This is a genomic window from Serratia sp. Tan611, assembly GCF_905188235.1.
GTDB classification, from domain to species: domain Bacteria; phylum Pseudomonadota; class Gammaproteobacteria; order Enterobacterales; family Enterobacteriaceae; genus Serratia_B; species Serratia_B rhizosphaerae.
This window is the reverse complement of the sequence record NZ_LR994655.1, coordinates 4698491-4723414: the sequence shown is the minus strand read 5'-3', so window position 1 is coordinate 4723414 and position 24924 is coordinate 4698491. Positions and strand designations below refer to the sequence as shown.

At 58.1% G+C, this 24924-nt stretch carries 19 protein-coding genes; 11 read left to right on the top strand and 8 right to left on the bottom strand.

Going from position 1 to position 24924, the window contains the following annotated elements:
• Nucleotides 1–139 precede the first annotated feature (139 nt).
• From prlC to TAN611_RS22310, 3 genes are all read left to right on the top strand, one after another.
• The gene (gene prlC, locus TAN611_RS22320; protein ID WP_111737930.1) at nucleotides 140–2182 is read left to right on the top strand and encodes an oligopeptidase A; all 2043 of its coding nucleotides are present in this window, start codon (nucleotides 140–142) and stop codon (nucleotides 2180–2182) included.
• 8 nt (nucleotides 2183–2190) lie between these two features.
• Complete coding sequence (gene rsmJ, locus TAN611_RS22315) at nucleotides 2191–2937, top strand: 16S rRNA (guanine(1516)-N(2))-methyltransferase RsmJ (RefSeq protein WP_105232997.1); 747 nt, start codon at nucleotides 2191–2193, stop codon at nucleotides 2935–2937.
• Nucleotides 2938–3092: 155 nt separating this feature from the next.
• Nucleotides 3093–4991, top strand: coding sequence for a bifunctional UDP-sugar hydrolase/5'-nucleotidase (locus TAN611_RS22310; protein ID WP_203067012.1), 1899 nt, complete (start codon nucleotides 3093–3095; stop codon nucleotides 4989–4991).
• A 55-nt stretch (nucleotides 4992–5046) separates the two neighbouring features.
• Here TAN611_RS22310 and gdhA read toward each other — a convergent pair whose 3' ends face one another.
• Together gdhA and uspA are read right to left on the bottom strand one after the other, a co-directional pair.
• The gene (gene gdhA, locus TAN611_RS22305) at nucleotides 5047–6390 is read right to left on the bottom strand and encodes an NADP-specific glutamate dehydrogenase (RefSeq protein ID WP_203067011.1); all 1344 of its coding nucleotides are present in this window, start codon (nucleotides 6388–6390) and stop codon (nucleotides 5047–5049) included.
• 180 nt (nucleotides 6391–6570) lie between these two features.
• Nucleotides 6571–7014 (bottom strand): universal stress protein UspA, encoded by a 444-nt coding sequence (gene uspA, locus TAN611_RS22300; RefSeq protein ID WP_015962256.1) that lies wholly within the window; start codon nucleotides 7012–7014, stop codon nucleotides 6571–6573.
• Nucleotides 7015–7597: 583 nt separating this feature from the next.
• On the opposite strand from uspA, the gene uspB reads away from it, so the two are divergent.
• The gene (uspB, locus tag TAN611_RS22295) at nucleotides 7598–7933 is read left to right on the top strand and encodes a universal stress protein UspB (RefSeq protein WP_105232994.1); all 336 of its coding nucleotides are present in this window, start codon (nucleotides 7598–7600) and stop codon (nucleotides 7931–7933) included.
• A 52-nt stretch (nucleotides 7934–7985) separates the two neighbouring features.
• Here uspB and pitA read toward each other — a convergent pair whose 3' ends face one another.
• Nucleotides 7986–9488, bottom strand: a complete 1503-nt coding sequence (gene pitA / locus TAN611_RS22290) for an inorganic phosphate transporter PitA (protein ID WP_105232993.1) — start codon at nucleotides 9486–9488, stop codon at nucleotides 7986–7988.
• Between the two features lie 301 nt (nucleotides 9489–9789).
• On the opposite strand from pitA, the gene TAN611_RS22285 reads away from it, so the two are divergent.
• Entirely contained in the window at nucleotides 9790–10989 is a 1200-nt protein-coding gene (locus TAN611_RS22285; RefSeq protein WP_203067010.1) for an NAD(P)/FAD-dependent oxidoreductase, read from the top strand.
• On the opposite strand, the gene TAN611_RS22280 is transcribed toward TAN611_RS22285, so the two are convergent.
• Nucleotides 10986–11906, bottom strand: coding sequence for a LysR family transcriptional regulator (locus tag TAN611_RS22280; RefSeq protein ID WP_203067009.1), 921 nt, complete (start codon nucleotides 11904–11906; stop codon nucleotides 10986–10988). The two genes, TAN611_RS22285 and TAN611_RS22280, sit on opposite strands and share 4 nt — an antisense overlap.
• 137 nt (nucleotides 11907–12043) lie before the next feature.
• Between TAN611_RS22280 and TAN611_RS22275 the strand changes: the two genes are divergently transcribed.
• The 3 genes from TAN611_RS22275 (at nucleotide 12044) to fetB (ending at nucleotide 14038) form a co-directional block, all read left to right on the top strand.
• On the top strand, nucleotides 12044–12448 hold the full coding sequence (locus TAN611_RS22275) for a RidA family protein (protein WP_203067008.1): 405 nt from the start codon (nucleotides 12044–12046) through the stop codon (nucleotides 12446–12448).
• A gap of 158 nt (nucleotides 12449–12606) precedes the next feature.
• The gene (gene fetA, locus TAN611_RS22270; RefSeq protein WP_203067007.1) at nucleotides 12607–13278 is read left to right on the top strand and encodes an iron ABC transporter ATP-binding protein FetA; all 672 of its coding nucleotides are present in this window, start codon (nucleotides 12607–12609) and stop codon (nucleotides 13276–13278) included.
• Complete coding sequence (gene fetB / locus TAN611_RS22265; RefSeq protein WP_015962249.1) at nucleotides 13265–14038, top strand: iron export ABC transporter permease subunit FetB; 774 nt, start codon at nucleotides 13265–13267, stop codon at nucleotides 14036–14038. The genes fetA and fetB overlap by 14 nt, the downstream gene beginning before the upstream one ends.
• Nucleotides 14039–14079: 41 nt before the next feature.
• Here fetB and TAN611_RS22260 read toward each other — a convergent pair whose 3' ends face one another.
• Both TAN611_RS22260 and TAN611_RS22255 read right to left on the bottom strand, forming a co-directional pair.
• Nucleotides 14080–14919, bottom strand: coding sequence for a TIM barrel protein (locus tag TAN611_RS22260; protein ID WP_111737921.1), 840 nt, complete (start codon nucleotides 14917–14919; stop codon nucleotides 14080–14082).
• Between the two features lie 25 nt (nucleotides 14920–14944).
• Entirely contained in the window at nucleotides 14945–16387 is a 1443-nt protein-coding gene (locus TAN611_RS22255; RefSeq protein ID WP_105232973.1) for a sugar porter family MFS transporter, read from the bottom strand.
• Nucleotides 16388–16915: 528 nt separating this feature from the next.
• On the opposite strand from TAN611_RS22255, the gene TAN611_RS22250 reads away from it, so the two are divergent.
• Nucleotides 16916–18421 carry a CoA-acylating methylmalonate-semialdehyde dehydrogenase gene (locus TAN611_RS22250; RefSeq protein ID WP_105232972.1) on the top strand — a complete coding sequence of 502 codons (1506 nt, stop codon included), beginning with the start codon at nucleotides 16916–16918 and terminating at the stop codon, nucleotides 18419–18421.
• 120 nt (nucleotides 18422–18541) lie between these two features.
• The gene (iolB, locus tag TAN611_RS22245; protein ID WP_105232971.1) at nucleotides 18542–19360 is read left to right on the top strand and encodes a 5-deoxy-glucuronate isomerase; all 819 of its coding nucleotides are present in this window, start codon (nucleotides 18542–18544) and stop codon (nucleotides 19358–19360) included.
• Nucleotides 19361–19426: 66 nt separating this feature from the next.
• Here the strand turns inward: iolB and TAN611_RS22240 are convergent, their stop codons facing one another.
• Complete coding sequence (locus tag TAN611_RS22240; RefSeq protein WP_105232970.1) at nucleotides 19427–20263, bottom strand: MurR/RpiR family transcriptional regulator; 837 nt, start codon at nucleotides 20261–20263, stop codon at nucleotides 19427–19429.
• A 200-nt stretch (nucleotides 20264–20463) separates the two neighbouring features.
• Nucleotides 20464–22404 carry a 5-dehydro-2-deoxygluconokinase gene (gene iolC, locus TAN611_RS22235; RefSeq protein ID WP_105232969.1) on the bottom strand — a complete coding sequence of 647 codons (1941 nt, stop codon included), beginning with the start codon at nucleotides 22402–22404 and terminating at the stop codon, nucleotides 20464–20466.
• Nucleotides 22405–22972: 568 nt separating this feature from the next.
• Here iolC and iolD point away from each other — a divergent pair.
• Nucleotides 22973–24907, top strand: coding sequence for a 3D-(3,5/4)-trihydroxycyclohexane-1,2-dione acylhydrolase (decyclizing) (gene iolD, locus TAN611_RS22230; protein ID WP_105232968.1), 1935 nt, complete (start codon nucleotides 22973–22975; stop codon nucleotides 24905–24907).
• Nucleotides 24908–24924 lie beyond the last annotated feature (17 nt).

Below are 24924 nucleotides of genomic sequence, written 5' to 3'. Positions count from 1 at the left end.
GGATAAATACGCGGCTCAATGACTATCTCCGACTGAGACACCATTGATTTTCCTGCCGTCTGGCACCATGTTAATCCTTACACACGCATTTTCAGGCCGGCCAGGCGTGGCCGGCCCCAACGATAATCAGGACTGCCCTATGACAAATCCGTTGCTGACACCGTTTTCCCTGCCGCCGTTCTCCGCTATCCGTCCGGAAGATATTGTGCCGGCGGTGCAATCCGCACTGGCCGATTGCCGCGCTGAAGTTGAGCGGGTGGTGGCGCAGCCGGGGCCGTTCACCTGGGACAACCTGGTGCAACCGCTGGCGGAAGTGGACGATCGCCTGTCGCGCATCTGGTCGCCGATCGGCCATCTGAACTCGGTGAAAAACAGTCCGGAGCTGCGTGAAGCTTACGAACAGGCGCTGCCGCTGCTGTCTGAGTACGGCACCTGGGTCGGCCAGCACGAAGGGCTGTATCAGGCCTATCGCAACCTGAAAGAGGGCGACGGCTTTGCGCAGCTGAGCGTACCGCAGCGTAAAGCGGTGGAAAACGCGCTGCGCGACTTTGAGCTGTCAGGCATCGGCCTGCCGGCGGAAAAACAGCAGCGCTACGGTGAAATCGTCGCGCGCCTGTCCGAGCTGGGCTCGACCTACAGCAACAACGTGCTCGACGCCACCATGGGCTGGAGCAAGCTGATTACCGATGAAACCGAATTAAGCGGCCTGCCGGAAAGCGCGCTGGCGCAGGCGCAGGCGATGGCGCAGGCCAAAGAGCAACAGGGCTGGCTGCTGACGCTGGACATGCCGAGCTACCTGCCGGTAATGACCTATGCCGACAGCCAGGCGCTGCGTGAAGAGATGTACCGCGCCTTTACCACCCGCGCCTCCGATCAGGGGCCGAACGCCGGGAAATGGGATAACAGCGCGGTGATGGCGGAAACGCTGGCGCTGCGCCATGAGCTGGCGCAGCTGCTGGGCTTTGACACCTACGCCGATAAATCGCTGGCGACCAAAATGGCGGAAAACCCGCAGCAGGTGATCGACTTCCTGAGCGATCTTGCCAAGCGCGCCCGCCCGCAGGCGGAGCAGGAGCTGGCGCAGCTGCGCGCCTTCGCCAAACAGCACTACGGCGTCGATGAACTGCAGGCCTGGGACATCACCTACTACGGCGAAAAACAGAAACAGCACCTGTTCTCCATCAGCGATGAGCAGCTGCGTCCTTACTTCCCGGAGCAACGCGTGGTGGACGGGCTGTTCGAGGTGGTGAAGCGTATCTACGGCATCACCGCCAAAGAGCGTCAGGGCGTTGATACCTGGCATCCGGAAGTGCGTTTCTTTGACCTGTTTGACGCCGACGGCTCGCTGCGCGGCAGCTTCTATCTGGATCTGTATGCGCGCGAGCACAAGCGCGGCGGCGCCTGGATGGATGACTGCGTCGGCAAACTGCGTAAGGCGGACGGCGAGCTGCAAAAGCCGGTCGCCTACCTGACCTGTAACTTCAACCGTCCGCTGGGCGACAAGCCGGCGCTGTTTACCCATAACGAAGTGACCACGCTGTTCCATGAGTTCGGCCACGGCCTGCACCATATGCTGACGGAGATCGACACCGCCGGCGTCGCCGGCATCAACGGGGTGCCGTGGGATGCGGTCGAGCTGCCGAGCCAGTTTATGGAAAACTGGTGCTGGGAGCCGGAAGCGCTGGCGTTTATCTCCGGCCACTATGAAACCGGCGAGCCGCTGCCGAAAGCGCTGCTCGACAAGCTGCTGGAAGCCAAAAACTACCAGGCGGCGCTGTTTATCCTGCGCCAGCTGGAGTTCGGCCTGTTCGACTTCCGTATGCACTACGAATATGACCCGGCAACCGGCGCGCAGATCCTGCCGCTGCTGGCCGAAGTGAAGAAAATGGTCGCCGTGGTGCCGTCGCCGAGCTGGGGCCGCTTCCCACATGCCTTCAGCCATATCTTTGCCGGCGGCTATGCGGCGGGCTACTACAGTTATCTGTGGGCGGAAGTGCTGTCGGCGGATGCCTATTCGCGCTTCGAGGAAGAGGGGATCTTCAACGCCGAAACCGGCAGCGCCTTCCTGGATAACATCCTGTCGCGCGGCGGTTCGGAAGAGCCGATGGAACTGTTCAAGCGCTTCCGTGGCCGCGAGCCGCAGCTGGATGCTATGCTGCGCCATTACGGCATTAAAGGATAACCAGACACGTGAGCGTGTGTTTATTGTGTGAAGCAGGCGCCGATCCCGGCGCCTTGTCTGTTTTGGCCGAGCGTTGGCAGCTGACCTCGGACGACGAGGCGCAGATGGCGCTGGTGCTGACTCCGGAACGGCTGGAGTTGCGCAAGCGCGACGAGCCGAAACTGGGGGCGATCTACGTGGACTTTGTCTCCGGCCCGATGGCGCACCGTCGCCGCTTCGGCGGCGGGCGCGGCGAGGCGGTGGCCAAGGCGGTCGGCATCAAGGGCAGCTACCTGCCGAGCGTGGTGGACGCCACCGCCGGGCTGGGGCGCGACGCCTTTGTACTGGCGGCGCTCGGCTGCCGGGTGCGGATGCTGGAGCGCAATCCGGTGGTGGCGGCACTGCTGGATGACGGCCTGCAGCGCGGCTATCAGGATGCGGAAATCGGCCCGTGGCTGCGGGAGCGGCTGACGCTGCTGCATGCCTCCAGCCTGACGGCGTTGTCCGATCTCAGCCCGCGGCCGGAAGTGGTGTATCTCGATCCGATGTACCCGCACAAGCAGAAGAGCGCGTTGGTGAAAAAAGAGATGCGGGTGTTTCAGTCGCTGGTGGGCAGCGATGATGACGCTGACGGCCTGCTGGAGCCGGCGCGGCGTCTGGCGACCAAACGCATTGTGGTGAAACGCCCCGACTACGCGCCGCCGCTGGCGGCGGTGCCGGCGCATGCTGCGACGGTAACTAAAAACCACCGTTTCGATATCTATATGCCGCTGTAGCGGTTTTTGCCGTCAGTAAACGGCCCGGTGAACCGGGCCTTTCCTACTCGATCTACCTCTCATTTCTTTGCATCAATCTGAAAACCTGCTGGAAAAAGCACAAACCCGATCGCATGCTGCCAGCTAATGTCATCCCACTCGCAGTAAATGGAATTATGAAAAAGACGCTCCTTTCCCTGTTGCTTTGCCTGGGCAGCACCGCGATGGCCGCCGAGCCGGTCAATATCACCATTCTGGGCACCTCCGATCTGCACGGCACCTTTGTGCCCTGGGACTACGCCACCGACAGCGAAAACCTGGCCGGCAGCCTGAGCCAAATCGCCACCCAGGTGCGCAACGTGCGTGCGCAGCAGCCGAACGTGATTCTGGTGGATGCAGGCGACACCATTCAGGGCAATTTTGTCGAAACGTTTAAGAACGACAAAACCAGCCCGATGATCCTGGGTTTTAACGCGCTGGACTATGACGTCTGGGTAATGGGCAACCATGAATTTGATTTCGGCCTGCAGCCGCTGTCCACCTCGCTTAACCAGTTCAAAGGCACGGCGCTGGCAGGCAATATCCTGTGGGACAGCGGCAAGCCCTATTTACCGGCCTACAAGATCGTTGAGCGGCAGGGGGTGAAGATCGGCATTATCGGCATGGATACGCCGATGACCGCCGAGTTTGCCAAGGGTACCGATCGCCTTAAGGGGGTGAATTTTACCGATCCGGTACAGGCGGTAAAACAGGTGATCCAACAGATCCAGGGTGAGGTTGACGCCATGGTGTTGGTGGCGCACATGGGCATCGATAATGAAAACCAGCGGCCGGGCACCGGCGTGGGTGATATTGCGCGCGCCAATCCGGAACTGGCGGCGATCGTCGCCGGGCATATGCATGTGAAGGTCGATAAGGCGGTGATCAACGGCGTGATCGTGACCGAACCGGATAAATATGGCCGCGCGCTGTCGCGGATCGATCTGCAGTTTGAACGGCATAACGGCAAGTTTGTGCTGATCAATAAAGACAGCTACACCTATCCTATTCAGGGCACGGCGTCAGACGAACAGCTGGAAGCTATCTATCAGCCGTACCACAAGATCCTGCGCGCCAACGCCAACCGGCCGATCGCCCAGCTGACGGGGCAGGATCTGGTGCCGCCGGACGCGGTCAAGGGCATTCCGCAGGTGCACGTGCAGGATACCGGCATCAGCAAGCTGTATCAGGAGGCCAGCCGTTACTATGCGCCGCAGGCTGAGGTGATTGCGCTGCAGATTGATAACGACCGGCCGAAACTGAACGTCGGCACCATCGCCGCCAAAGATATCGCCTTCAACTATCAATATGCCGGCGGTGAAATCACCGTCTACCAGATGACCGGCAAAGAGCTGAAGAAATATATGGAATGGTCCGCCGGCTATTTCAACCAGCTGCACAACGGCGATGTCACCTACAGCTTTAACCCGCAGCGCCGGGCGTCCAAGTATTCCACCAATGATTTCTTTGACGGCGTGACCTACAAGATAGATCTGCGTCAGCCGGCGGGGCAGCGCATTGTCGACCTGAAAATGGCCGACGGCACGCCGGTGACCGACAGTACGCCGATTCGTCTGGGGATGAACAGCTACCGCATGGGGCACCTGACGCAGCAGGGCGGTGCGCTGGAGGGTATGCGCTTCCCGGTGCTGTCGGACAGCAAGCAGGAGTACGGCGAGGAGGCGGGGACGATCCGTAATCTCACCATCCGCTATCTGACCGAAGTGAAAAAAGGGCGGTATCAGGGGCAAGCGGTGCAGCGCTGGCAGCTTCTTGGGCTGAATGGCTACGAAAAGCAGCGTAAAATCGTCGAAAAACTGCTGAATGACGGCAGGATCAGCGTGCCGACCACGGCGGACGGGCGTTACAGCAATGTGGCGTCGATTAACGTGAAAGGGCTGACGTTCAGCGACACGCAGGCGCGTTTACGCAAAGAGGCCGAGCTGAAAGCGCAACTGAAGACGGCCGGCGATCCGGCGCTGCAAAAACAGCTGCAGGACCAGCTGGTGATTATTGCCGCGCTGAATCAGGCCTGACGCGGGGTAAAAAAATGCCGGCGGTAGCGCCGGCATCAATGAGCGGGATGTTACGTTACAGCACCCCTTGCGCCAGTATCGCCTCCGCCACTTTGACAAAGCCGGCGATATTCGCGCCGCGCACGTAATGGGTCTGTTTGCCTTCGCCGCCATACTCCACGCAGGCGTGATGAATATCCGCCATGATGTGCTGCAGGCGTATGTCGACTTTTTCCGCCCGCCAGCCGAGGCGTGCGGCGTTTTGCGCCATCTCCAGCCCGGAGGTGGCGACGCCGCCGGCATTGGCCGCCTTGCCCGGCGCGAACAGCACGCCGGCGTCCAGGAAGGCGTCGGTGGCCTGAATGGTGGTCGGCATATTGGCGCCCTCGGCGACCGCTTGCACGCCGTTATGGATCAGCATCTTGGCGGCGCTCAGGTCCAGTTCGTTCTGGGTGGCGCACGGCAGCGCGATATCTACCGGGACGCTCCACGGCTGCTCGCCGGGCAGATAGGTCAGGCCGCGTTCGCGGGCGTAGTCCTCCACCCGGCCGTAACGCTGGTTCTTGATTTCCGCCAGATGCGCCAGCTTCTCGGTGGTAAAGCCGGCGTCGTCCACCACGGTGCCGCCGGAGTCGGAGGCGGTCACTACACGGGCGCCGAAGGCCAGCGCCTTCTCGATGGTGTACTGCGCCACGTTGCCGGAGCCGGATACCGCAACGCGCATCCCCTCAAAGCTCAGCCCGTGGCGTTTCAGCATTGCATCGGTGAAGTACACCAGACCGTAACCGGTGGCCTCCGGCCGGATCAGGCTGCCGCCGAAGGAAAGCCCCTTGCCGGTAAACACGCAGGCGGTGTTGTTGGACAGCTTTTTCATCATGCCGGTCATAAAGCCGACTTCGCGTCCGCCAACGCCAATGTCACCGGCCGGTACGTCGGTATCCGGCCCCAGGTGACGGTATAGCTCGCTCATCAGCGCCTGGCAGAAACGCATGATCTCGCCCTGACTTTTGCCTTTGGGGTCGAAGTCCGATCCCCCTTTGCCGCCGCCCATCGGCAGCGTGGTCAGTGCGTTCTTGAAGGTCTGTTCAAAGCCGAGGAACTTCAGAATCGACAGGTTCACCGACGGATGAAAACGCATGCCGCCCTTGTACGGCCCGATGGCCGAGTTGAACTGCACGCGCCAGGCGCGGTTGACCTGCACGCGGCCGGCGTCGTCCATCCAGCTGACGCGGAACTGAATCACGCGTTCCGGTTCGACCAGGCGTTCCAGCAGTGCATATTCCCGATAACGCGGGTTGCGTTCGATAAACGGCCACAGCGAAGTAAACACTTCGCGTACCGCCTGCAGATATTCGTCCTGATAAGGGTTTTGCTGCTGTAATGCGGCAAGAAAGGATTCGAGCGATGCGCCCTGTTCCATAGATAGCTCCTTCTAAATTAATGCCCCCGGTTATTGCTATTGATTTAACGTCATGGGGGAAGATGTTGTGTCTGACTTGACTATATCACCGGGTGGCGCTTGTTTATCAAGCGATTAATTCCTGTAGAAACGAAAAAGCCCACAATTTGTGGGCTTTTTGACCGGTGTGAGGCGTTGAGCTTAGGCGTCTTCATCCTCTTCATCGCGCAACGGCACAATCAGCATATCGATATGTACGGTATTGATCAGCTGGCGGGCGGAAGACATCAGCTTGCTCCAGAAGTCCTGATGGTGGCCGCACAGCACCAGATCCATATCGTATTTCTTGATGGCGTCCACCAGCACCTGCGCCAGATCGCCGCTGCCGCTCAGGGTTTCGGTGATGGGGTAGCCGGCGTTTTGTGACAGCTCGGTCAGCGCATTGTGGGTTTCTTCGGAGATGCGCTTTTGCATATCGCCCAGATTAACGTCGATCAGGCCGGTATACAGATCGGAATAGTTAACATCGACGTGGATCAAGGAGACTTTGGCATTGTACGGCCGCGCCATGGAAACTGCTTTTTCGACCAGAATTTTACTTTCCGGGGAGAGGTCTACCGCGATAAGAATGTGTTTGTAAGCCATGAGAATACTCCTTCCATATAATGCCGATTAAAGGGTAGCAGGCATTCCGCGCGCCAGCCTGGCGCCGTTGTTTTCTCCGCCATGGTTTGGCGTCTGCCTGCATCATATCATTACGCTAACGCAATGATATGTCGGGCCGATCACAGCGCAATGCTTCACTCAGTCTTGCTATTTTCACCCTGTTAGTTTTACACCTATCGGGCTAAAAATCCTATTTATTCAGGGGGTATTTCGCCCTTGAGCGTTTGAATTATAAGCGTTCTTAGAGCAAGTATAGTCCCGAATGGCGTTTTGAGCGTCGGCGAGCATGGCCGGCGGTGGCGGGTAACGCGCCGGCCGCGCTAAATTTTCCCTGTCTGTCCGGCTACGTTTACGTTTCGTTATCCTACAATAATGTTATAGGCCTCACCCTTCCTCTGTGCGCCGTACCTTGTCTCAATATGCGTTTGCGTATCGATGGGGCGTCGCCGATGGAGGGCGATGCCTGAGCGGTATCACTATCGGTCATCAGTCGTATTGGATATGAAGTAGGGTCGTTGGCTCCGGCGGGTTGCCGTGGATCGCAACGCCTTGAGGGGGAATCATGATCAGTACCGTCGCGCTGTTCTGGGCTTTGTGTGTGGTATGTGTGGTAAACATGGTGCGCTATTACTCTTCCCTGCGCGCGCTGCTGGTGGTGCTGCGCGGTTGCGACCCCTTGTTGTACCAGTATGTTGACGGCGGCGGTTTCTTTACCGCCCATGGCCAGCCGAGCAAGCAGCTGCGCCTGGTGCGCTATATCTATGCGCAGCGCTATAGCGATCATCACGACCCGGAGTTTATCCGCCGCTGCGAGCGGGTGCGCCGGCAGTTTATGCTGACCTCCGCCCTGTGCGGGCTGGTGGTGATCAGCCTGATCGCCATGGCTATCTGGTACTGATGCCAATAAAAAAGGCGGCCCTGAGGCCGCCTTGTATTCTGGGTTCGCTGACTCAGATCAGCTTCAGCGCCAGCCAGTACAGAGAACCGGACAGCAGAATCGAAATCGGCAGGGTTAACACCCAGGCCAGAGCGATGCTCTTCACGGTTTTGCTCTGCACGCCGCCGCCATCCACGATCATGGTCCCGGCTACCGCCGAGGAGAGCACGTGGGTGGTGGAAACCGGCATGCCGGTGTAGCTGGCGACGCCGATCGACAGCGCGGCGGTCATCTGAGCCGATACGCCTTGCGCGTAGGTCATGCCCTTCTTACCGATTTTCTCGCCGATGGTGGTCGCGACGCGTTTCCAGCCCACCATGGTGCCGAGAGACAGCGCCAGCGCAACGGCGACAATGATCCACAGCGGCGCATATTCCACGGTCTGCAGCAGATCCTGACGCAGGTTGTTCAGGAAGCGTTTGTCTTCCGCTGAGGTTTCCGGCAGCTTGGCGACCTTATCTGCGGTATCCGTCACGCACATCAGCAGGCGACGCAGCTGGCTGCGTTGCTCCACGTTCAGCTGGTCATAACTTTGCAGGTCTTTCAGCAGGCCGGACGCATGGTTGATGGCCGGCATGGCGCGTGACGTGTCGCAGTGGAACTCTTGCGGCGCGTTGCTGGCCGGCGTTTCTTCCGGCGTCGGCACCAGCGGCGTGATGGCGACGACATGCGCCAGCGACGCCTGATGCTGCTGGTAATACTGCTGCAGATGGCTGACGGCATCACGGGTACGGGTGATGTCATAGCCGGTTGCATTCATATTGAGCACAAAGCCGGCCGGCGCTACGCCGATCAGCACCAGCATGATCAAACCGATGCCTTTCTGACCGTCATTGGCGCCGTGTGAGAAGCTTACGCCGACGGCGGACAGAATCAGCGCGATACGCGTCCAGAACGGCGGCTTGCGCTTACCGTCAACTTTTTCGCGTTCGGCCGGCGTCATATGAATACGCTTGCGTTTTTTGGTTCCGCTCCAGTAACGGCGCAGCATAAACACCATCAGCCCGGCGACCATCATCCCCACCAGCGGGGAGAAGATCAATGACAGGAAAATACTGATCATTTTCGGGACGTTAAGTGCATCCACCATGGAGGTGTTGGTAACCAGAGCGTTGGTTAGGCCGACACCGATAATGGCGCCAATCAACGTATGGGAGCTGGAGGCCGGCAGACCGAAATACCAGGTGCCGAGGTTCCAGACGATTGCCGCCAATAGCATGGAGAACACCATGGCTAATCCGTGCGCGGAACTGACGTTCAGCAACAGATCGGTTGGCAGCAGGTGGACAATGGCGTAGGCAACACTCAAACCGCCGAGTATTACGCCAAGGAAGTTAAACACGCCCGCCATTACGACCGCAAGTTGCGAGCGCATAGCACGGGTATAGATCACGGTAGCAACCGCATTGGCCGTATCATGAAAGCCGTTGATGGCTTCGTACATCAATACGAACAGCAGTGCGAGTATTAACATCAGGCCGGTATGGAAATCCAGGCCAGCGAACAAATGCAACATAAGCGTTACGCCAGGTTTGTGGACATGAACGCCGCGCATTATCCGTGACAACAGGGGGCGGGGAAAAGAAAAATATGACGTTTTTTTGATTTCATTGTGCCCGAACAGGCACTATCTCTGTGCAAATCAAATAAATATCATGATGTTACATGGATTTACCGATTATAACATTTTCTTACGACGGCGCTGGCGCAGGTCGTAATTTACACATAACTACGATGAATTTAGCGGTGAGTGGCGGCGAAATAGCGTAAAATGGCGCGCTTTTGTCGTGATTGTGGTTTAACTCAGAGAGGCTCAGGTGGAACAGTTTGATGTAGTCGTTATCGGCGCGGGCGCGGCGGGAATGTTTTGTGCGGCGCAGGCAGGGCAGCAGGGTTGCCGGGTGCTGCTACTCGACAACGGCAAAAAGCCAGGGCGTAAAATTCTGATGTCGGGCGGCGGACGCTGTAACTTCACCAATATGTACGCCGAACCGGCGGCCTACCTGTCCAATAATCCCCATTTCTGCAAATCCGCGCTGGCGCGCTACACCCAGTGGGACTTTATCGACCTGATTAACCGCTACGGTGTGGCTTACCATGAGAAAACTCTGGGTCAGCTGTTTTGCGACGACTCGGCGCAGCAGGTGGTCGATCTGCTGGTGAAAGAGTGTGAGCTGGGCCAGGTCACGCTACGCCTGCGCAGTGAAGTGCTGCAGGTGGAAAAACACGACGACGGCTTTGAACTGACGCTGAATGGCGAGAAAGTAAGCGCACGCTCACTTGTGGTGGCCAGCGGCGGACTTTCCATGCCGGGGCTGGGCGCGTCACCGTTCGGCTATAAGCTGGCTGAACAGTTTGGTCTTAATGTGTTGCCTACCCGCGCCGGGCTGGTGCCTTTTACCCTGCATAAACCGCTGCTGGAGCAATCACAGACGTTGTCCGGCGTCTCGGTGCCGGCCAGCGTAACGGCGGCAGACGGTACGCTGTTCCGGGAAGCCATCCTGTTTACCCATCGCGGCCTGTCCGGCCCGGCGGTGCTGCAGATTTCCAGCTATTGGCAGCCTGGTGAGTATGTGAGTGTTAACTTACTTCCTGACCTCGATCTGGCGGGCTTCCTGGATCAGCAGCGCCAGGCTCACCCTAACCAGAGCCTGAAAAATACGCTGGCGCTGCAGCTGCCGAAACGTCTGGTTGAGTTTTTGCAAACGCTGGGACAGTTGCCGGAAGCGACCCTGAAGCAACTGACCCCGGCTCAGCAGGCCGAGCTGGTGGATAGCCTGCAGCAATGGCGGGTGCAACCCAATGGCACGGAAGGTTACCGCACGGCAGAAGTGACGCTGGGCGGTGTCGATACCCGCGAGCTGTCGTCCAAGACCATGGAGGCGCGTAAGGTGCCAGGGCTGTACTTTATCGGCGAAGTGGTGGACGTGACCGGGTGGCTGGGCGGTTACAATTTCCAGTGGGCATGGAGCTCCGCCTGGGCCTGTGCGCAAGCGCTGGCGGCTATTCCCCGTTAAATGGAGTGTGGCGGCGACGCCTGTTGAGCCATCAGCGCCACTACCCAATCAATAAATACGCGCAGTTTGGCGCTGACGTGCCGGTTGGGGCGAAAGGCGATATAGAGCGGCATCGGTTCAAACCGCCAGTCGGTAAACAGCGGGGTCAGTTCGCCACGGGCCAGCGAGGGGGCGGCCATATAATCGGGCAGCCACAGGATGCCCAGCCCCGCCAGGCCGGCGGTCAGATAGGCATTGCCGTCATCAACGGCGAGGATATAGCGCCCGTGAACCTTCACCTGTTCCTCACCGCGGCGCATGGCGTAGGGCAGCGGCTTGCCGCTGCGCGCCCAGAGAAACCCCACGATGCGGTGATGGCTATCTTCCAGTTCGCGCGGATGCGCGGGCACGCCGGCCTGCGCCAGATAGGATGGTGTGGCATAGGCGCCAAGCTGCAGATCCGCCACGTGACGGGCCACCATGGACTGGTCGCTGATTTCTCCGCCGCGCACTACGCAGTCTACCTGTTCGCCAATTAAATCCACGATGCGATCGCTGACGCCCATATCAATCTGAATATCCGGGTATTGCGCGTGAAAGTCGGGAAGCGCCGGCACCAAAATCATCCGCGCCAGCGGGCTGGGCACATCGATCCGCAGCCGTCCGCGCGGCGCGGCGGCTGCGCCGGACAGGCTGGTTTCTGCATCATCCAGGTCGGCCAGCAGCCGTACCGCACGTTCATAATAGGCGGCGCCGTCGGCGGTGAGATGCACCCGACGGGTGGTGCGGTTGAGCAATTTGACGCGCAGCCGCGCTTCCAGTTGCTGAACCAGCTGGGTCACCGTTGTTCTGCTGATATGGAGGGTTTCAGCGGCTTTGGTAAAGCTGCCGCTGTCCACCACGCGGACAAAGGCCTGCATTGCATCGAATCGATCCATATTGCCTGAGGACCTCCGGATTGTTTGCGCTTTGCAAACAGTGATGGCGGATTTTGCCAGTTTATTCGCCGGGCGGCGGACTTTAAAGTTTTTGTTCACTCAACTTTTGGTGAATAAACCCGCACAGGAGATCGATCATGGCGAAGCGAGATGTGGTATTCCCCGCAGGGCGTCAGGCACTGTATGAACGTAACCATTATTCCCCGGCGATTCGCGCCAATGGCCTGCTGTTTGTATCAGGCCAGGTTGGCAGCCGCGAGGACGGCTCACCGGAACCTGACCTGACGGCGCAGGTGCATCGTGCTTTCGGCAATCTGAATGCGGTGCTGCAGGCCGCCGGTTGCTCTTTTGATGATGTTATCGACGTCACCGTCTTTATGGTGGATCCGGAATCCACCTTTCGCACCGTGTGGGACGTGGTGCCGCAGTATTGGGGCAGCGCGCCGCACCCGACCCTGACCGCCGTCGGCGTTACCTGGCTTTATGGTTTCCAGTTTGAAATCAAGGTGATTGCCAAACTGCCGCAGAACGGGGAAGGCTGACGGGGCGAGCCGTTACTGCGCCTGCGCCGGAGGAAGCATCGGCTGGTGCAGGTTATCGTTCGGCGCAAACTCTCATTGTGTTTGTTGATCGCGATTTGCCTGGTGGATTTCCGGCACCCTATACTGACCATTCATCGTGCGCAATGAATGGAGTCATAATGAAGGAAGGTAATAACGTACTGATATTGGATGATATCCATTATCAAATAGATGACTCGGTCATTCTGGATTCGGTCTCTTTGACGCTCAAATCCGGTGAGTTCAAGCTGATCACCGGCCCCTCCGGCTGCGGGAAAAGTACGCTGTTGAAAATAGTTTCCTCACTGATTAGCCCAACCCGCGGCGCTATTATCTTTGACGGCAAGAATATTAACGAACTGTCGCCCGAACATTATCGTCAGCAGGTTTCCTACTGCTTCCAAACGCCGGCGCTGTTTGGCAGCTCGGTGTTTGACAACCTGGCACTGCCTTACCAGATTCGCCGCGTCAAACCGGATGAGGAAAAAATGAAGCAGGATCTGCGGCGCTTTATGCTGCCGGAGAGCCTGCTGCAAAAGAGCATTAACGAACTGTCCGGCGGTGAGAAACAGCGGATTTCGCTGATCCGCAACCTGCAGTTTGTGCCTAAAGTCCTGCTGTTGGATGAAATCACCAGCGCGCTGGATGAAGAAAATAAGCATAACGTTAACGAAATAATCCGCCAGCTGGTCGAGCAGCAGGATATGGCCGTGCTGTGGGTAACACACGACCGGGATGAAATTGCGCATGCCGACGATATTATCGAGCTACAGGCGCATCGGGCACGGGAGACGGCCAATGAACCAGCATAACATCACGAATGAATCACTGGGGTTGTCGATGATTCTGGTGCTGGTGGCGATTTTAATCAGCCATAAAGAAAAGCTGGCGTTGGAAAAGGATATTATCTGGAGCATCTGCCGGGCGGTGGTGCAGCTGATTATTGTCGGCTACGTGCTGAAGTATATTTTCGCCTTGAATAACGAAGCACTGACGGTGCTGATGGTGCTGTTTATCTGCTTCAATGCGGCTTACAACGCCAAAAAACGCAGCAAGTATATTGAGCATGCTTTTGTCACTTCGTTTATCGCCATAACCACCGGCGCGGCGCTGACGCTGATCGTGCTGGTGTTGACCGGCTCGATAGAATTTACGCCGATGCAGGTGATTCCGATTTCCGGCATGATCGCCGGTAACGCCATGGTGGCGGTCGGGCTGTGTTACAACAATCTGGGGCAGCGTTTCAAAAGCGAGCAGCAGAAGATCCAGGAAATGCTCAGCCTGGGCGCCTCGCCGAAGTTTGCGTCCGCTGCGCTGATTCGCGACAGCATTCGCGCATCGCTGATCCCGACCATTGATTCGGCAAAAACGGTGGGGCTGGTCAGCCTGCCGGGCATGATGTCCGGTTTGATCTTTGCCGGTATCGATCCGGTGAAGGCGATCAAATACCAGATTATGGTGACGTTTATGCTGCTGTCTACCGCCAGTCTGTCGACCATTATCGCCTGCTATCTGGCATATCGTAAGTTTTATAACCAGCGCCACCAGCTGGTGGTGACCACGCTGAAGTAAAACCGCGTACGGCCTCTGGCAAGAGGCCGTTATTTTATCGGCTACGGCGCCTGCAGCAGCGCGATGCTTTGGCGAATTTCCCGTTCGATATCCGCTTCCGTCCAGCCGTTCAGCTGCGAAGAGAATGGCTCGAAGGCGTAAATGCCCCGGTAGCCCAGGCGCTCCAGATTCTGCACCTGTTTTTTACTCTCCAGACGATCCCGTTCGCTCAGCATAATGCGCTCCTCATCGCCCAGCGTCTCTTTGGCGCGAGGATCCTCGACGCCGGAAAGGTGCACCAGACCGATCCGATCGATTTGGATCTGCGCATCGAATTCTTGCTGAGCTGGTGCGCTCAGGTAATGGTGGAAAGTGTCCAGTACGATCTTATAGGGTGCGCCGGCATCGCGGATAATCGCCTGGCTCAGCAGGGACGAACGCAGGGAACTGATGCCGAAGCCGAGCGGCTCCACATAGCCCTCAACGCCGTAGCGCTGGAACAGCGGCGCCAGTAGTTGCAGCGCAGCCAGCGTATCCTGCTGCTTTTGCTCATCGCTGCGGCGATCGTCCTTGCTGCAGTGCGGACAAAGTACCAGCGCCTTGCTGTGAATGGCCTGCGCCTGCGCCAGCAGCGCTTGCGCATTGCCAAGCAGCGTCTCTTGGTCATCCAGCAGGTTAAACATGCCGAGCGCATTGATGGTGATAATTTCAATGCCGTATTTCGCTGCCAGCGCATTGAGCTGCTCATTGCTTAAATCATCGGTCACTTTGCCGCTGGGCATATCGTTGCGCAACTCAACCTTGTTGAGGCCGCATTTTTTTACCAGTTGGAAAAAACGCTCCAGATCGAGATTCGGGGCTATTTTTCGATTGATACAGAAGCGATCCAGCGCAATGGCCATGGTGTCTGACTCCCAAAAGTGAAGGTTAGGGTTTTTCATTGGGTAACGATAAGGATTCGGCCGTGGCTACAGGCTGGCGGTAGCGTTTGGCCATCACCACCTGCTCCATTTTTTCCAGCGATACGCCTTTGGTTTCCGGTACGAAACGGCAGATAAACCAGTAGCTGAACATACAGCAGGCGGCGAATACCCACATCGGGAAGGCGCCGTGGAAGGTGGAGAACAGGTAAGGGTTGTCGTTGATCATCGGGAAGGTTTGCGAGACGGCGAAGTTGGCGACCCACATACAGCCGACGGCGATGCTCATGCCCTCTGAACGCATCCGGTTCGGGAATATTTCGGAGATCAGCACCCAACAGCCGACACCCCAGGAGAGCGCGTAGAACAACATAAAGAACAGCATGCCGAACAGGGCGAAGTAACCGGTGGTTTCACTATAGAGTGCGTAGGAGGTGATCAACAGACCAATAATGGCGCCCAGAGTGCCGAAGCGCATCAGCGGCAGGCGGCCGATGCGGTCCATCAGCAGCGCGCCGATCGCCGAGCCGACCAGTTGCAGCACGCCGATCCAGATGGTCTGGAACAGGGCTTCCTGCGCGTTGCTGGTGACGGTTTTCAGCACTACGGGGGCGTAGTACATCATTACGTTGACGCCGGTGACCTGCTGCAGCATGGCGACCATGCAGCCGACGAACAGGATGAAACGCACGCGTTTGTCCCGGTAACTCAGCTTTTGCTTGGCCTGTTGCAGGTCTTGCCGCAGGGATTCCTTGATTTCTTTCAGCACGTTGCGCGCGTGGGCTTCGTTGGAGACGAGAGTCAGCGTCGCCAGTGCCTTGTCTTCCTGGCCTGCCATCACGTTCCAGCGCGGTGATTCAGGGATGATAAACACCAGAATGCAGAACAGAATGCAGGGCACCACTTCCGAACCAATCATCCAACGCCAGCCCATATCGATCAGCCAGGCTTCCGAGGCATAACTGGCGATTTTAAAGTTGACGTAAAAGATCAGGATCTGGCCAAACACGATGGCAAACTGCTGCATGCTCAGCGCCCGCCCGCGCATGTCTTTTGGGGAGACCTCTGACATATACATTGGGGAGACGGTGGCGGCGATGCCTACCGCCAGACCGCCGATCATGCGGTAGATGACAAACCAGGTGAAAGTCTCGGCCAGCGCGGCGCCGATGGCGGAAATAGTGAACAACAGCGCCGCCAGCACCAGCGCTTTCTTGCGTCCGTAGCGGCCGGCCAGCGGACCGGCGCCGAATGCGCCCAGCACGCAGCCGAGTACCACGTTGGACACCGCCCAGCCGGTTTCTGCCGGGGTGAGGTGGAAATAGGCTTTCAGCGCCTCGATGGCGCCGGAGATCACGGCGGTGTCATAGCCGAACAAAATACCGCCGAGCGCCGCAATGCCGCATATACGCAGTACGTACCCTGTATTATGTTTTCGCTGATGTGACATATGTTGCTCCGATTTTTATCCATATTTCCGCTCGCAATGCGTGTTGTAGGGGGAAGGCGGGCGGAAGGTGTGAACCGTGCCTGTCATCAAGGCGTGTTTATTCGGGTAATTCAGGTCTGAGAAGAACATTTATTTCATATTTGTGGAATAATGAAATATTGATTTTTAGACGCAGTTCAAAAAAATCGTTAGAAAAGAAAAATCGCATACCCATTTATTGCGAAGCGAAAGGCAAGAAAACCGACCGCTTCAGCGGGCATTAGCGGGTGATGTTAAGGGTTTTCATGCCGTCTGGCGGGACAGGGCGCTTTCCCATCGGTTGCACATCGCGGCGTAGCGTTACCTAAAAAATTGCGATCGGCCACGCTAAAAATAAAATTTCCAAAACGTTTTATTTGAAACTTTTTTTTCAATGGAATAAGGTTTACTTCATTCGACCAGGGCTTAGCCTGTCTGCGGGTGCCGTAAGACATCGCGCTATCTGGAGGCTCTCCTGGTCATCGCGGCATGTTGAAAAGAGGGTGGAACATGAAAATCGTGGGTAACTTTATCGACGGGCAGGTTTGTCCGAGCAGCAGCAATCAAAGCGTAGACGTGCATAACCCGGCGACCGGGCAGGTTGAGTGTCAGGTAACGCAAAGCACCGCCGCCGAGGTTAAACAGGCGATCGATGTCGCGCACCGGGCGTTTGCCGGCTGGTCGCGAACCACCCCGCTGCGCCGCGCACGCATCATGTTCAATTTCAAAGCGCTGTTGGAACAGCATCGGGAAGAGCTGGCGCAGCTGATCGTCAGCGAGCACGGCAAAGTATATTCGGACGCGCTGGGCGAACTGACGCGCGGCATGGAAGTCGTGGAGTTCGCCTGCGGCATTCCGCACCTGATGAAAGGGGAATATTCCGCCGACGTTGGCACCGGCGTCGACAGTTTTTCCCTGATGCAGCCGCTGGGCGTGGTGGCCGGCATTACCCCGTTCAACTTCCCGGCGATGGTGCCGATGTGGATGTTCCCGATTGCGCTGGCCTGCGGCAACACCTTCGTGCTAAAGCCGCCGGCGTTGGCGCCGTCGGCATCGGTGCGTATGGCGGAGCTACTGAAAGAGGCCGGCCTGCCGGACGGCGTCTTTAACGTGGTGCACTGCGGCAATGAAAATGCCGCGCAGCTGTGCACAGATCCGCAGATCCAGGCAGTAAGCTTTGTTGGCTCTTCCACCGTCGCCGAGCATATCTACACCACCGCCAGCGCCCACGGCAAGCGCGTGCAGGCCTTCGGCGCCGCGAAAAATCAGGCGATTATCATGCCGGATGCCGATCTGGACGCCACGGTGAATGCCCTGATGGGCGGGGCATTTGGTTCCGCCGGCGAACGCTGTATGGCGCTGCCGATTGCGGTGGTGGTCGGTGACGACACTGCGGATAAGCTGATTGCCAAATTGAAACCGCTGATCGCTCAGCTGCGCGTCGGGCCTGGCCTGCAGCAGGGCGGCGAAGAAAACGAAATGGGGCCGTTGGTCTCTTCTGCGCACCAGCAGAAAGTTCTGGGCTATATTGATGTGGGCGTCGAGGAAGGCGCGACTCTGGTGGCGGACGGCCGCAACTACAGCGTGCCGGGGCATCCGGACGGTTATTACGTGGGAGGCACGCTGTTTGATCACGTTACGCCGCAGATGCGCATCTACCGTGAAGAGATCTTCGGGCCGGTGCTGGGGATTGTGCGCGTCGCCAGCTATCAGGAAGCGATCGACACGGTGAACGGCCATGAGTTCGGCAACGGCAGCGCCATCTTTACCAGCAACGGCCACTATGCGCGCCAGTTCGTGCATGAGGTGCAGGCCGGTATGGTCGGGGTCAACGTACCTGTGCCGGTGCCGATGGCATTCCATAGCTTTGGCGGCTGGAAGCGTTCGGTGTTCGGCGCGCTCAACGTACACGGTGCCGACGGCGTGCGTTTCTATACGCGTATGAAGACGGCGACGGCGCGCTGGCCTTCCGGCCAGCAGACGGTGTCTGAATACAGTATGCCGACCTTAGGCTGATCAACCATATGCAGGCGCGGCTCAAGCAGAGTAAAGCCGCGCCTGTTGCGATAAGCAACGGACATACGCGCCGACGGTATTGCACCTGGCGGGTTGTCTTGACGGTAACAGGAGGGTTTCATGTCTTCATTGCTTGCGAAATGCCAGCCGCCCGATAGCCAGGGGCGTATTCAGCATGTTACGCCGGAAAACGCCGACTGGCGTTTTGTCGGTTTTGACGTCTATCGCCTTGAGGCGGGGAAAACGCTGACGCTGAGCAGCGACGATAAAGAGCTGTGCCTGGTATTGGTGGCCGGCATTGCCTCCGTTGCGACGCAGCATGCCGAATATCCCCATATCGGCAAACGTATGAGTCCGTTTGAGCGGACGCCGCCCTATGCGGTTTATGTGCCGCATCACGACCAGGTTATCGTGCGGGCCGAAAGCGAGCTGGAACTGGCAGTATGCAGCGCGCCGGGAAGCGGGCATTTGCCTTCGCGCCTGATTACGCCGGCGGACGTGGGTGTTGAACGGCGTGGCAAAGGGCGCAACCAGCGGCTGGTGCACAATATCTTGCCGGACGATAAGCCGGCGGACAGCCTGCTGGTGGTGGAGGTATACACCGACGAGGGCAATACCAGCTCCTACCCCAGCCATAAGCACGATCAGGAAGATTCTGCGGATGAAACCTATCTGGAAGAGACTTATTACCACCGCATTGAGCCGGAACAGGGGTTCTGCATGCAGCGCGTGTACACGGACGACCGCTCACTGGACGAGTGTATGCCGGTGTATAACCGCGATGTGGTGAAGGTGCCGCGTGGTTATCATCCGGTGGCGACCCTGGCCGGTTACGATAACTACTACCTTAACGTGATGGCCGGTCCAAAGCGCCTGTGGAAATTTACCTGGGAAAAAGATCACGCCTGGATTAACGGTGATGACTACCCGCAGAAATAGCCGCATCGCCACAAAGGTGACGGCGATGGCAAAAGGGGGCGAACCAGGTGTTCGCCCTTTACGCATTTATGCGTCTTTAGCGTTATTCAGCGCCAGCGAAACGGCCAGCGTCTGCGCCAGACACATTGACGCGACCTGCGAACGGAAACCATCTACCTGCGCTTCCCGGACCACAAAACACACGTCGCTAAAGGCCGCCAGCGGGCTTACCTGGCTGTCGGTAATGGCGATTTGCTGCGCGCCCTGTTTGGCGCCCAGCTCCACCAATTCCAGCGCTTCTCTGGCGTAGGGCGAATAGCTGATGGCGATCACCACGTCTTTTGGCTTCACCATGCCGAGCTGCTCGGTAAACATGCCGCCCAGGCCGTCAATCAGGAAGGCGCGGCGCTCCAGGTGGCGCAGGGCATAGGTCAGGTAGGAGGCGACGCTGAACGAGCGGCGCAGGCCAATCACGTAAATATTCTCTGCATTTTTCAGCAGTTCTACCGCCTTCTCCAGCTGCGCGCCGTCGATTTGCGCCGGCAGTTGCTGCAACGCCTGCGCATTCACCATGGTGAACACGTTGAGAATTTCAGCCGGGTTTTCCGGCGCGGCGTTGTCGTCTGTAGAGGTCTGGCGGAACAGGCGGGCGCGCTCGGTATAGTTAACCGTCTCTTCCATCAGGTGCTGACGAAAAACCTGTTTCATTTCATTGAAGCCGCTGAAGCCAAAGGCGTTGGCAAAGCGGATCAGGGTTGACGGCGGAACGCTGGCCTGTGCGGCGATGGAGGCCACGGTGTCGAACGCAATGCTGTTGCTGTTATCCAGAATATAACGCGCGACCTGTTTCAGACGTTTGCTGAGCGTTTCGTAACGGTGGCGGATTTCGTCTTGTAATAGCGAAAGTTGAGTTGGGTTATTCATCCATTCGGCTCACAATATTGGCTAAAGCGCTAAGAGGCCTGCGCCTGGAGTATTTATTCGTCATTCTAACAGACGGAGCGGAAGTTTCATTTCATCAAAAAGCGATTTATTTCAACGCAGGTTGCGTTAGTTCACAGAAAATGGGCAAAAAAAGCCCCCTAAAGTCGTAAACATGCTTTAAGGGGCCGGAGGATGTCGTTTTAAGGGTGGTGGGTTACACCATCGCGTTGTGGACGATATAACCGCCAGAAACCGATCAGAGTAAGATATTTCTGTTTAACCTGCGCAATTAAAGAAGAATCATCTAGCTCACCCTGCAGCCAGAGGCGTGACGGCTGGCCGAAAATGGTACGGCCTACCGCAAACCCTTTCACCCAGCGCTCATCGGCGGCGGCGGCAAAGCCGGCCTTCAGCGCGTCTTCCGGCGCGTCCAGGCCCAGAATGACCACGCCGCGGCAGTCGGGATCGGCGGCTTCGATCAGCTCGCCGACCTGGCGCCAGCTTGCTGCGCTCAGCGGCGGCAGTTTCCACCAGTCGGGTTTTATCCCTAACTGATAGAAGTGCGCCATGATTTCCAGGTAGTAACTTTCATCTTTATCGCTGCTGTCCTCGGGTAAAATCACTTCAAGCAGCAGTTCATGGCCGGTTTTGCAACATCCCTGATAGACGTCATTAATCAGCGCATCCTGCTCGTTGCGCAGTTCGACGGGATCGTGGGGATGATAAAACACCAGGCATTTCACCACGTGTTCCAGCGGCCAGTCGACCAGCTGAGAGCCGATGTTGCCATGTTCCAGACGCAGCGGACGTGAGCTGGGCTGCTCGATCGGACGGCCAATCCACCATCCTTCACCGGTGATTTCATTCAGCGCGGCCTGGCCGTAAGTGGTGTCGGCCAGAATACCGCTGTTGCCCTGCAGGCCCGCCTCGTCTGCCGCCTCTTTGGCGGCGGTCAGCAGCAGGGATTTCAACTGTGGAATGCGTTCTTCACCTACGCCGGCTTCGCGCGCCATATCTGCCAGCTGTTTGCGGTGGTCAAAGGCGAAGACGCACAGTTCCGGCCACTGTTGCTTGCGCGTGGTGACGCGGTGCAGGTGGTTCAGGCGCGCATCGCGATCGGGGCGCGGCACCTGCTGCTCGCGTGCCAGGTAATCGTCCAGTTCGCGCCTGGTCGGCATCGCCGGGGCGCAGCCGTGGCGCGATACCACCAGCGCACCGCAGGCGTTGGCGTAGCGGCACGCCTGATCCCAGCCCTCGTCATTCAAATAGCCGCGCAGCAGGCCGGACATAAAGGCGTCGCCGGCGCCGAGCACGTTAAGCACTTCAACCCGCACGCCGCAGTGCAGTTTTACCGCCTGCCAATCGCTCGGGATAGCCCCTTCAAATACCGAGCACCCTTGTGCGCCGCGTTTACATACCAGCGTCGCCTGGCTGACTTTGCGTACGTTGGCCAGAGCGGTCAGCGTATCGGTGCTGCCGCCGGCAATATGAAATTCCTCTTCCGTGCCGACGATCAGGTCAAAGTGGTGCAATACCTCCTGCAGTTCGCGCGTGACCTTGTCCGATTCGACAAAGCGCGTTTCGCCGTCGCCCAGCGACGTCAGGCCCCACAGCACCGGACGGTAGTCAATGTCCAGCGCCTTGCGCAGCCCGTGGCGATGCGCGTACTCCAGCGCCTGCAGCACGGCGGCGCGCGTGTTGGGGTGGGACAGATGGGTGCCGGTAATTGCCAGCGCACGTGACGAGGCGATGTAGGACTCATCAATGTCGTCAGGCGTTAACGCCATATCGGCGCAGTTATCACGGTAGAAAATCAGCGGGAAGGTTTCCTGATCCTTGATGCCGAGGATCACCAGCCCGGTCAGCCGCTGCTTGTCGGTGATCAGGCAGCGGGTGTCCGCCCCCACACGCTGAAGCTCTTCACGTAGGAAACGCCCCATATGTTCATCGCCGACGCGGGCCAGCATGCCGGACTTCAGCCCCTGAATCGCCGTGCCGTAGGCAACGTTGCCGGAAGATCCGCCGAGGTATTTGGCAAACGTGCTGGCGTCTTCCAGGCGTGCGCCGATTTGCTGCGCGTAGAAATCGACGGCGATGCGGCCGAGACAGATGACATCAAGCTGTTTTTGTTGTGAAACCATAGCCCTTTCCTTCTGTATTAAGCAAAAGCCGACTGCGACCCGATAAGCGGAGGTTAGCAGGAATCATTGCGTTGAGTATGAGGAATAAAAATTCCAATTTCAATATTAAATGAAATTTACCACCCAAGTCGCAATACGCTGTGACGTCGGGGCGAGCGTCTGCCGCTATCAGGCGGCGGCATTGCGGGCTTACGCGCAGGTTTTGCCGTATTAATGTTGGCTTCCCATCGCCGTGGGCTGCGCTTGGTGAAGGCGGCGACAGGTTGCGCTAATCAGTCTGAAAGCGTTGACGGCATGGGGAAGATGCGCTTTGAGCCGGCGTTGAAATAAGGTTTTCATTAGAATGCGATCTTTATCGCAAAATGAAATGTTTTTTCTGATGTGTGATTTTATGAAAAATATATTTGTTTATAATCGCTGCATGTTTCAGGTTGCTGAAGGTGTGCGCAATCTGTCTGAACCCGGCCCAAGATATCAGCGAATTCAGGGCAGGAAAACCGTTCCGTAATCTCAGTGGTGATGCCGACCAGGGCTAAGTCGGGCATCAGGCCATCATTAGGGGGAGAGAATGAGTAAGATCAGATTGACCATGGCGCAGGCGCTCGTCAAGTTCCTCGATAACCAGTATCTGCTGGTGGATGGCGTCGAAATCAAATTTGTGAAGGGCATATTTGCGATTTTCGGCCATGGCAATGTGCTGGGCCTTGGGCAGGCGCTGGAGCAGGATCGCGGGCAGTTAACCGTGCTTCAGGGGCGCAATGAGCAGGGGATGGCCCATGCGGCGACCGGCTTTGCCAAGCAGAAACTGCGCCAGCAGATTTACGCCTGCACCTCTTCCGTCGGCCCCGGCGCGGCCAACATGGTGACCGCCGCCGCTACGGCGAGCGCCAACCGCATTCCTTTATTGTTGCTGCCCGGCGACGTCTTCGCCTCGCGCCAGCCGGACCCGGTGCTGCAGCAGATCGAACAATCCTATGACCTGAGCATCAGCACCAATGACGCGTTTCGCGCAGTCAGCAAATACTGGGATCGCATCACGCGTCCGGAGCAGCTGATGAGCGCCTGCATCAACGCCATGCGCGTACTGACCGATCCGGCGGAAACCGGTGCGGTAACGCTGTGCCTGCCGCAGGATGTGCAGGGCGAAGCTTACGACTATCCAGAGTACTTCTTTCAGAAACGGCTGCATCGGCTGGAACGTCGGCCGGCGACGGCCGGAGCGCTCGGCGATGCGCTGGCGCTGCTGGCCGGCAAGAAAAAGCCGTTGCTGGTATGCGGCGGCGGGGTGAAGTATTCCCAGGCGGGCAAGGCGCTGCAGCAGTTTGCCGAGCGTTTTCGCATTCCCTTTGCGGAAACCCAGGCCGGTAAAGGGGCGGTCGTTTCCGACCATCCTTATAACGTCGGCGGTATCGGCGAGACCGGCTGCCTGGCCGCCAATACGCTGGCGAAGCAGGCCGATCTGGTGATTGGCGTTGGCACCCGTTATACCGATTTCACCACCTCCTCCAAATGGCTGTTCCAAAACCCGGACGTCGAATTCCTGAACATTAACGTCAGCGCGTTTGATGCCGGCAAACTGGACGGCGTGCAACTGCTGGCCGACGCGCGTGAAGCCTTGCAGGCGTTGGGCGAACTGGCAACGCAGCAGGATTATCGCGCCGATTGGGGCGATGCCGTTGAACAGGCCAAGGCGGCGCAGCAGAAAGAAACCGAGCGGGTTTACTCCGTTGCTTATACCGGCGCCGATTTCGTGCCGGAAATCGACGATCATCTCAACCGTGAGCAGGTCTTTGCCGAGTTTATTGCCCAGACGGGCTCCTCGCTGACTCAAAGCCGCGTGCTGGGGGTGCTGAATCAGCAGTTGCCGCAGGACAGCGTGATTGTGGCGGCGGCCGGCAGCCTGCCGGGGGATTTGCAGCGGGTGTGGCGCAATCGCGGTGAGCATGGCTACCACGTGGAGTATGGCTACTCCTGCATGGGGTATGAAGTGAACGCCGCGCTGGGCGTCAAACTGGCCGAGCCGCAGCGGGAAGTGTACGTCATGGTGGGCGACGGCGCATTTATGATGCTGCATTCCGAACTGGTCACCTCCATTCAGGAAGGGTGCAAAATCAACGTGGTGCTGTTCGACAACATGACCAATGGCTGCATCAACAACCTGCAGATGGAGCACGGCATGGACAGCTACACCACGGAGTTCCGTTTCCGTCAGGACGGGGAACTTAACGGCGGGCTGGTGCCGGTGAATTTCGCCATGCTGGCGGCGGCTTACGGCTGCAAGACCTACAGCATTACCACCGAACAGCAACTGATTGAAGCGCTGGCCGATGCGCGCCAGCAGACGGTTTCCACGCTGCTGGATATCAAGGTGCTGCCGAAAACCATGGTGCATAAGTATCTCAGCTGGTGGCGCGTGGGCGGAGCCCAGGTGGCGGACAGCGACAAGATCGTTGCGGTGGCCCGTCAGCTGCAGGAAAACATCGACAAGGCCCGTGATTACTGATGATTACGGCTTTTATC